The sequence below is a fragment of the Oleiphilus sp. HI0086 genome (genome assembly GCF_001635225.1).
In genome coordinates, this window is record NZ_LWFZ01000688.1 from 1 (window position 1) to 9467 (window position 9467).

Below are 9467 nucleotides of genomic sequence, written 5' to 3' on the forward strand. Positions count from 1 at the left end.
AGACTGGCGCACAGATCGCGCACTCAGAAAGCTTGAAGCATTGCTTGCCGTGGCAGACGAAAACAACTCTCTTATCATCACCGGTAATGGCGATGTAATAGAGCCTGAAGATAGCCTGATTGCAATTGGCTCTGGCGGCCCTTTCGCTCAAGCTAGCGCAAGAGCTCTACTTGAAAACACCGAGCTATCAGCACAAGAGATTGTTGAAAAAGGTCTAACGATCGCTGCCAACATCTGCGTATTCACTAATGATGCCTTTACCATCGAGCACCTTGGTGAAGCCAAATAGCCACTAATCAGGCACGACACAACTTAACGAAAGCCCGAATCAACATCACCCTTTACATGATACGGTACTAAATTCCATGGCAAACATGACTCCTCGCGAAATCGTACACGAGCTCAACCAACATATCATCGGCCAAGATGAAGCCAAGCGTGCAGTTGCTATCGCACTTCGAAACCGCTGGCGCCGCATGCAACTTGACCCGGCCTTAAGAGAAGAAATTTCCCCCAAAAACATTTTAATGATTGGCCCAACCGGTGTGGGTAAAACTGAAATCGCCCGACGCTTGGCTAAACTTGCTGATGCTCCCTTCCTGAAGGTTGAAGCAACGAAATTTACTGAAGTAGGCTACGTGGGTAGAGATGTAGAGTCTATTGTTCGCGATGTTGCTGACTCGGCCCTTAATATGTTGCGGCAAAAAGAAATGAAGCTTGTCGACACTAAAGCTGCTGACGCTGCTGAAGAGCGTATTTTAGATGCCCTGCTTCCTCCAGCACGAACGGGTGCCGACTCAGCTCAAAGCGATAATTCTTCGACGCGACAAATCTTCCGCAAGAAGCTCCGAGAAGGCGATTTAGACGATAAAGAAATCGATATTGAAGTCAGCGCCACACCTGTAGGCGTTGAGATTATGGCGCCTCCAGGCATGGAAGAAATGAGCAACCAGCTTCAGAATATCTTTTCCAGCATGTCCGGTGACAAAAAGAAAACCCGAAAACTAACGGTTAAAGACGCGCTTAAGCAAGTCAAAGAAGAAGAAGCTGGCAAGCTGGTAAATGAAGAAGACATTAAATCTAAAGCTATCCAGGCAGTTGAGCAGAACGGTATTGTCTTTATCGATGAGATCGATAAAGTTGCCAAGCGCTCTGAAGGCTCCTCCGCCGACGTATCACGCGAAGGTGTACAGCGCGATTTACTTCCACTAATTGAAGGAAGTACAGTAACCACTAAACTTGGGCCAATCAAAACAGACCACATTCTGTTTATTGCTTCAGGCGCCTTCCACCTATCGAAGCCTTCAGACCTTATTCCTGAGCTTCAAGGGCGCCTACCAATTCGTGTTGAGCTTAAAGCGCTGTCACCAGAAGACTTCCAAAAGATTCTAACCGAACCAAATGCTTCACTGATTGACCAATATATTGCACTTATGGCTACCGAAGGCTTAAAACTCAGCTTCAGTGAGGACGCACTCGAAACGATTGCACACATTGCCTGGAAGGTTAATGAGAAGACTGAAAATATCGGGGCTCGTCGCCTGCACACAGTGCTTGAGAGACTTCTGGAGCATATATCATTTGAGGCTGGCGACAGCCAACGAGATGACTTTGAAGTGACAGCTGACTACGTTAAAGAGCAACTCGATGAGTTGTCTGAAGATGAAGATTTAAGCCAATATATTTTGTAATCATTAAATCATCAGGGTCAGAGGAAAAACCTTCGCTTTTACTCTGACCCCAATGGCACTTACTTAAGGCAAACAAAGACGTCATTCCCTTGAATAAGGGAATCCATTGTTTTTACGAGTTATGCGACACATTAAAAGTAAAACTAAACGCATTAAATCATGCAGCGACGAGAAGTCTTCTTTTTTGTTTAGTCGTGTAGGATTCAAAACAATAGATTGCCGCCTGCGCGGCAATGACGATGGGGCATAGCGGGAATGACAAGCGTCGGAGCGCGTCCTAGCTTAAGTAAGTGCCATTCTACTCTGACCCCAATTAATCTTAAAACATAGATACTACTTTCTGAGAGACTCTTTCAAAATAGCTGTCACCACCAGACGAACCGCCCTTTACTTTGATTGTCTTGGGCCTGCTTTCCTGGCTACCCTGGTAGGTTGGCAAGGCCTCACCATACAGACCTGTACTGAGTGTTCTCTGCTCATCAAATAGAATATCTTTTCGGACTCGTACACCCGCTGGTGCCAGTACTTTTTCGAGCTCATCGATCCTGTTTCTAAGATTAGCCCGAGTTAATTGATAAGCACTCTCGCACATCATTTTTCGTGAGTTAAAACTAAAGACACTTGAGAAAAACAAATTTGCATCGTGCCTTGGTGGCTCAAATGACAATACATCTTTTCCGGGGAAATCACGGGATATATTCTTGAGGCCTGAAGTAAGGCGAGAGTGAACCATTGTACGATAGGCCTGGGAAAGAACATTCGGCATCCCTGACTGCGTCAACTCCTCGCGCTTCATCGTATCAGCTTGAACGGCCTGCCCGACATCTATCGGCACAACAGGGTTAATGGCAAAAACAATATCTGCACCTGACTCAAAGGCAACCGAGGTATGCATCCCTTTGTTTAAGGTACCATCGACATAATAACGTCCACCGACCTCTACAGGTTTGTATATACCGGGCGCAGCCATACTACACTGGATAGCCTTGGAGATAGGCAAATCAGTTAAGCCTTCGGTACCAAAACGAACAGTCTCGCCTGACTCCAAGTCTGCCGCAATAACAATCAATTGCTTACGGAGCTTCTCGAACTCATTTGTTCTACCAATTGACGAGTACGAACGGCTCAAATATTTATGGAAGCCATTATTATCAAAAATACCAGAAGGAATGGCTTGAGCCAGCGCTGTCAAAGCCTCTAATACTGACTGGTCATTTGGGTGACTTAATACACTTAGACCAGCATTAAGCAATATCTTGGGTATAGATTTTATTCTACGCGTATATTCTGAAAAAGCCGGCTTATAAAAGACTTCAGGATGAAAAGGGTGAACATCAGCCTCATTACGCACAAAGATTCGGCACATTTGTGCAGGAGTCATCTGGTTCGCTAGATTCGCTGCGACAAAAGAGCCTGAGTTTACACCTACATAGATATCTAAGTCATTGAAATCGAGCCCTTCGAGCGCCTCGTCAATCGCACGCAGTGCCCCTATCTCATATATGCCACCTAATGGGCCACCGCCACCGAGTGCAATCCCCAACGTTAGTTTTTTGTTTTCTGTTGGCTGCGCCTCAGACATTCAATAACCTCTATCGTCCAATTTAATCAATTCTAAAAATAGTAAGCGTAAATATAATTACTAGAGTATTCACACTAGGAAGCAGCAGACTAGTTTTCCTCACCAATTTTGCTAGGTCGTAGGTAACGGCTAAAGCCCGCTTCTTTTAAAGCCAAATTAAGCGTACTCTGGATAATGTAGGGCGAATCCAGTGCTAAAACACTATCTAACAAGTCTTTCGCCCAAGTCATATCGATATCACGAATAACAGATTTAACCTTAAGCAAATTTGAGGCGTTCATAGACAAAGCATCATACCCCATCGCCAGCAATAGGACGGCACCAGCCGGGTCACCGGCCAACTCTCCACAAATGCTCAACTGCACGGGTAGATCAGCGGTATCCTGAGCAATCTTATATAACGCTTGAAGTACAGCTGGGTGAAAAGAATGGTAAAGCGAGGCAACACGCGGATTATTTCGGTCCACCGCCAATAGGTATTGGGTTAAGTCATTTGAACCAACTGACAAGAAGTCAACTCGTTCAGCAAGCTCTTTCACTTGATACACTGCACCAGGTACTTCTATCATGACACCGATTTGAGGCATAGATATGTCATAACCTTCAGCACAGATTTCATGATATTCACGATAAATAAGATGTAGCGCTTCCTCAACCTCGTTAACATTTGAGATCATCGGTAGCATAATACGCAGATTATCGAGGCCCACACTCGCCTTCAGCATAGCCCTCATTTGTACCAAAAATATCTCTGGGTGATCCAGAGTTACACGAATTCCTCGCCAACCCAGGAAGGGGTTTTCTTCTGTGATCGGAAAGTAGGATAAAGCTTTGTCTCCGCCAATATCCAAGGTACGCATGGTGACATAATTCGGTGCAAACGCTTCCAGTTGCTCGCGATAGCAGTCCATCTGCTCTTGCTCACTTGGGAAACGCTCATTGATCATGAATGGCACTTCAGTTCGATATAGACCAACACCTTCAGCGCCTTGATTCAGTGAACGAACAACATCAGTCATTAAACCGGTATTCACCCAGGCACAGATGCGATGCCCGTCTTTAGTTTCGCAGGGTAGGCTCTTTAACTTCTCTAAGCCTTGATCCAGCGCCTTCTCTTCTTCGACGATCTGCTCATAGTAGCCACGCAGCTCTTCAGAAGGGCAGGCAAAAATATCACCATTGTAGCCATCGACTATTAACTCTTTATCGTCCAGCTGTGTGAGTGGCATATCCACCACACCCATGACAGTGGGAATCCCCATCGCTCTGGCTAAGATTGCTACGTGAGAATTTCCTGAGCCTTTAATCGAAACAAGACCGAGTAGCTTCTCTTTCGGAATTTCACCCAACATAGTAGGGGTTAATTCTTCACTGACCAGGATCGCATTATCGGGATAGTCATGCTGTTTTTTATCCGCTGTTTGCAGGTATGAAAGTATACGGCAACCCAGATCTTTTATATCTACAGCTCTTTCGCTGAGATAGGCATCATTCATCATTTCAAAATGACGTGCATATTCACTAATGGTATTTTTTAATGCGGTTTGGGCAGACTTCCCGGCTTTTATCTGGGTGATCACTTCTCCTGCCAGAGCATTGTCATCCAACATACCAAGATAGACATCAAACAAAGCTTGTTCTTCAGGCCTTAACTGGGTAGATAAACGCTCACCGACGCTTTGAATATCTTTACGGACGGACTCAACCGCATTTTCAAATGAAATGATATCATCATCAATATTTTCAGCACTTCTATCAGGCACCGCATCCAGGTCGGCAAGCGGAAAAACAACAACACTGCGACCAATCGCAACGCCTGGTGCACCAGCGATACCCTTGAAGGCGATATCCTGCGCTACTTTCCCACTCTCAGAAACTGACTCAATTGCTTTAGTTGCTTCTGAATGCGCTATAACGCTCGCCAGCTGTGCAGAAACCGTAACTAGAAAAGCTTCTTCACCTTCATCAAACTTACGCAGGTTACTGGCTTCCTGAACAACCAATACACCCAATACCTTTTTATGATGAATGATTGGAACACCAAGAAAGCTTGTAAAACGCTCTTCTCCCGTTTCAGGCAAATAGCGGTAGCGTTCATGCTGCTGGGCATCTTCGAGGTTTATCGGCTCTTCCCTAACACCAACCAAACCAACCAGACCCTCTGAATAACCCAAGCTCACGTTCCCGATCGCATCTTCCCGCAAGCCACGAGAGGCACGCAAGACATAACGATTTTCTGCCGGATCAAGAAGATAGATGGAACATACTTCCGTACTCATAGCCTCCTGAACGCGACTGACAATAATATTCAGTGCTTCCTCAAGACTAGCGGCACTATTCACTTCCTGAACAATACTGCGAAGTATGCTTAGCATTTAATACCCTTTATATTATGCCCACGTTTCCAATAGGTGGCTTAGTTCTTAAATAAGTCAGTTGATAACTCTTTCATTGCTCTTCGGTATACCTCTCGCTTAAATGAGACAACCTGACCCAGCGGATACCAATAACTTACCCACTGCCAACGATCGAACTCGGGGCTCACGTTCCGATCTACAGATATGCTTGAGTCAGCACTCAGCATGCGTAACATATACCACTTTTGTTTCTGTCCGACGCATAACGGTAAGGAGTTATGGCGAATCATTTTCTTGGGTAATCGATAGCGTAACCAACCCTTTGTTTTGGCCACAATCTGTACATCTGAAGGCTGCAAACCTATTTCTTCATTCAATTCACGGTAAAGTGCTTCATCAGGAGTCTCATCAACTTTGATTCCACCTTGCGGAAACTGCCAAGAATTTTGTCCGATTCGCCTTGCCCAAAGTACCTCATTAAATTCGTTTGCGAGAATAATTCCGACATTTAATCTGAAACCGTCAGAATCTATCACTCTCTAATTTCCCGTCTATAGATATTTACATTGCCTTCATTCTTTCAGAATTTGCCCGATACAGCAAACCCATGAGCGGGCAAATAATTAATTATGCTAGATATATCAATCAATTCTAGACTACTTTTAAGATCTTAATGAGTTTTTAAAGAGATGATCTGATATGATTTTCTATTCATCGAAATCGACCCTTTGTGATTGGTCGTTATTTAGCATAAAACACTCTCGGGGGAGTACATAAGTGGCACTGGCAATTTTCGACTTAGACAACACATTAATCGCGGGTGATAGCGACCATGCCTGGGGCGAATTTCTCGTCGAAAAGTCTATTGTCGACGCTCAAGTTTACAAAGAGGCCAATGATCAATTTCTTTTGGATTACCAAAATGGTGAACTCGACATCCTCAAATACCTGTCATTCGCGCTTCGCCCACTCGCCGCACATCCGACAGAGCAACTGCTGAAATGGCGAGAAGAGTTTTTTCTGGAGAAAATCAAACCACTTATGCTTGATAAGGCAATCAAGCTTGTTGAAAAACACAGAGCTGCCGGAGATACTCTCCTGATTATTACCGCCACAAACCACTTTGTTACTGAGCCTATTGCTCAGGCTTTTGGCATTGATACACTGATAGCGACCCTTCCCGAGCAAGTCGACGGTCGATATACAGGCAAGGTAAGCGGCACACCCAGCTTTAAAGAAGGGAAAATTACGCGTTTGAACGAGTGGTTAGAGACGAATCACCATACACTCAAAGGTTCTTTTTTCTATAGCGATTCACATAATGACCTGCCTTTATTAAAGCTGGTCAGCACGCCAGTCTCTATCGACCCGGATGACACCTTAAGAGAATATAGTGAACAAAATGGCTGGCCAATACAAACTCTCAGAAGCTAAGAAAAAAGACATGATCAGGGGCTTATTCACCACTTTCTGTTGTTTAGCGCTATTCGGCTGCAGTGAACCCTCAACGCCAGATATCACATCCAGCAAAACAAGCTCAGCAATAAACAAGCAATCGTCAGATATTGGCAACCGTCAAATCGCAACACTCTCCACCTCTTTGATCGACCAAATGGTTAAAGAGAGTAATCGATTACTTACTGAAACCAGCAACGCAGCCGCTAAGCTACAAAGTTCTATCGACAAACTAACGACTCAGCCATCGAAAGAATCTCTACAGGAAGCTCATCAGCAGTGGAGTCTAGCTCACGATACATATATCTCGACTAGACTTCTTAGACAATGGCTAAAAAGCCTGAACATCATACATCCGGTTTTGGATGTGACTCTCAGCTCTCCTGAACTCGTTCATACGAACCACAACCGCATTGATCAGTACCCTTTGATTCCTGGCTATTTAGATAAGGTCCAAGGCTACCCGCTAAGCGGTTTAATTCACTCTGAAATCGAATTGACCAAGGATAGCCTTAATCAGGAGCATTTACTCGGAGATTCTGCCTATGTTGCCTTAGGCTTTCATGCTTTAGAGTTTATGCTTTTTGGCGAGAGTGGAAACCCGAGAATCGTTGCAGACTTTTCAATCGAGAACACTAGCAAAAGTCAGAACCAAAGCGCCAAGCGTAGAGCAAAATACCTCAAACTCCTAAGCAAACTGCTCAAACAAGATATCGAAGCTTTTAGCGTTTCTTGGAACAGGCTCGATGGCTACTATCCAGCAGCACTTGCCACCATTCCTGAAGAAGAACTCAGAGCATCACTTCGTCAAATTGCTGAAGTAGAACTCGAAGCCTGTCGGCAAATTCAAATGCTGATCGGCAAGCAAGCTATGCACGATACCAAGAGTAGTATCGCCGCAAGAATAAGCCTTGCAAATCGCGTCATTGAAACACTAGAAAGCACGAGACAAAACTAAGCCCTGCATCGCACTTTCATTTAATCAAACTACGATGCTGGCAAAACTCTGACGAAAATTGATTTCAGGTATTCTGTTTCCGGAATTACTGGCAGTATTGGGTGATCTGCACCTTGGCCGCCCTGCTCAATTACTTGTAAGCGCTTTTCCAAAGTCTGGCCACTTACCGCAATAGCTTTCATCAAGGCTTCTCGCGAAAGGTGCATAGAACACGACGCAGAAACCAGTAAACCATCTTTTTCTAGCAGGCGCATCGCAAGCTGATTCAAACGTTGATAAGCAATCTCACCCGCTTTCTGGTCCTTACGCTTAGGAATAAATGCTGGTGGATCAGCGATAACAACATCAAATTTCTCACCTTCAAGCTTCAACTGCTTGCACACGTCAAAGACATCACCCTCAATACAACTTACCTTGTCAGACAAGTCATTTAGTGCCGCATTCTTCTCAACGTAATCAAGCGCCATTGAAGAGCTATCTACACAGGTAACCGACTCAGCCCCAAATGCAGCGGCTTGAACTCCCCAACCGCCCACATAGCTATACAAGTCCAGCACGCGCTTACCTTTAACATAGTCTTTTAAGCGCGCCCGATTCATGCGGTGATCATAAAACCAGCCTGTTTTTTGCCCCTTCATAACTGGTGCAAGAAAACGAACACCGTTCTCTTCCAGTTCGGCGTCTTCAAGCTCCTCTCCCATAGCAAGCGAAACATAGGACTCGAGATTCTCGGCAGATCTCATCTTGCCATTATTTTTAAACAAAATCGTTTTCGGTCGACAAACCTTCTCAAGTGCCGAAACGATTTCATCCTTTAAAGACTCCATTCCAGCACTCGAAATCTGAACAACAAATACGTCTTTAAAGCGGTCAATCACCAGGCCAGGCAACATATCACTATCACCATAAACCAAGCGATAAGAATTCCCATCAAAGGCTTGCTCTCTGAGGGACAAAGCGATCTTTAACCTGTGCCTGAGCAAAGACTGGTCCATTGCCTGTGCAGGGTCCCGGCTAATCATTCGACCAGCGATGAGTGATGCAGGAGAAATAAAAGCCCGGCCAATCGCTTTACCCGCCTGGTTGACCACAATAGCTTGTTCGCCTGGCGCAAACTGTTTTAAGGGACTTTGCTTGGTATCAATCTCATTGCTATATATCCAGAGGTGACCCTGTTTTAGTCTCTTGTCAGCCCCTTTATTCAGGCAAAGCGTTTTAGGCTGGTCAGTCATCGTACACCTCTCGATATTTTAGTTAGCTTGAATTGGGCGGCAGTATATCAAGCAAGCCGATTTAGGCCCATTTTTATTCTGCTCATCGTTAGCTTATTTCTCAATTCATCCTACAATTACTAGGTTAATTATCAGTATTTGTAATAAAGCAAGTCACAGGCAGCAGCAAATTATGAGCAACCAACTCACCGA

General features: G+C 44.8%; 8 protein-coding genes. 4 read left to right on the forward strand and 4 right to left on the reverse strand.

Features of this window, described 5'->3' with window-relative positions; translation table 11 throughout:
* Window positions 1-289, forward strand: a 289-nt coding sequence (gene hslV / locus A3756_RS10745) for an ATP-dependent protease subunit HslV (RefSeq protein ID WP_082865201.1), incomplete at its 5' end; no start/stop codon positions are given.
* Window positions 290-365: 76 nt separating this feature from the next.
* Window positions 366-1691 carry an ATP-dependent protease ATPase subunit HslU gene (gene hslU / locus A3756_RS10750; protein ID WP_068509052.1) on the forward strand — a complete coding sequence of 442 codons (1326 nt, stop codon included), beginning with the start codon at window positions 366-368 and terminating at the stop codon, window positions 1689-1691.
* Window positions 1692-2010: 319 nt separating this feature from the next.
* On the opposite strand, the gene A3756_RS10755 is transcribed toward hslU, so the two are convergent.
* From A3756_RS10755 to A3756_RS10765, 3 genes are all read right to left on the reverse strand, one after another.
* Complete coding sequence (locus tag A3756_RS10755) at window positions 2011-3273, reverse strand: patatin-like phospholipase family protein (RefSeq protein WP_068509051.1); 1263 nt, start codon at window positions 3271-3273, stop codon at window positions 2011-2013.
* 89 nt (window positions 3274-3362) lie between these two features.
* Window positions 3363-5648 (reverse strand): phosphoenolpyruvate--protein phosphotransferase, encoded by a 2286-nt coding sequence (ptsP, locus tag A3756_RS10760; protein WP_068509049.1) that lies wholly within the window; start codon window positions 5646-5648, stop codon window positions 3363-3365.
* Window positions 5649-5689: 41 nt separating this feature from the next.
* Window positions 5690-6166, reverse strand: a complete 477-nt coding sequence (locus A3756_RS10765; RefSeq protein WP_068509047.1) for an RNA pyrophosphohydrolase — start codon at window positions 6164-6166, stop codon at window positions 5690-5692.
* A 241-nt stretch (window positions 6167-6407) separates the two neighbouring features.
* Between A3756_RS10765 and A3756_RS10770 the strand changes: the two genes are divergently transcribed.
* Window positions 6408-7064 (forward strand): HAD family phosphatase, encoded by a 657-nt coding sequence (locus A3756_RS10770; protein WP_068509045.1) that lies wholly within the window; start codon window positions 6408-6410, stop codon window positions 7062-7064.
* Window positions 7033-8043, forward strand: coding sequence for an imelysin family protein (locus A3756_RS10775; RefSeq protein ID WP_068509043.1), 1011 nt, complete (start codon window positions 7033-7035; stop codon window positions 8041-8043). Before A3756_RS10770 ends, A3756_RS10775 begins: the two co-directional genes overlap by 32 nt.
* A 29-nt stretch (window positions 8044-8072) precedes the next feature.
* Here the strand turns inward: A3756_RS10775 and A3756_RS10780 are convergent, their stop codons facing one another.
* Window positions 8073-9275 carry a class I SAM-dependent rRNA methyltransferase gene (locus tag A3756_RS10780; RefSeq protein WP_068509041.1) on the reverse strand — a complete coding sequence of 401 codons (1203 nt, stop codon included), beginning with the start codon at window positions 9273-9275 and terminating at the stop codon, window positions 8073-8075.
* Window positions 9276-9467 lie beyond the last annotated feature (192 nt).

Coding starts and splice junctions, on each gene's coding strand:
- A3756_RS10775 (WP_068509043.1), top strand. CDS start 7,033: ATGGCTGGCCAATACAAACTCTCAGAAGCTAAGAAAAAAGACATGATC.
- A3756_RS10780 (WP_068509041.1), bottom strand. CDS start 9,275: ATGACTGACCAGCCTAAAACGCTTTGCCTGAATAAAGGGGCTGACAAG.
- ptsP (WP_068509049.1), bottom strand. CDS start 5,648: ATGCTAAGCATACTTCGCAGTATTGTTCAGGAAGTGAATAGTGCCGCT.
- hslU (WP_068509052.1), top strand. CDS start 366: ATGGCAAACATGACTCCTCGCGAAATCGTACACGAGCTCAACCAACAT.
- A3756_RS10755 (WP_068509051.1), bottom strand. CDS start 3,273: ATGTCTGAGGCGCAGCCAACAGAAAACAAAAAACTAACGTTGGGGATT.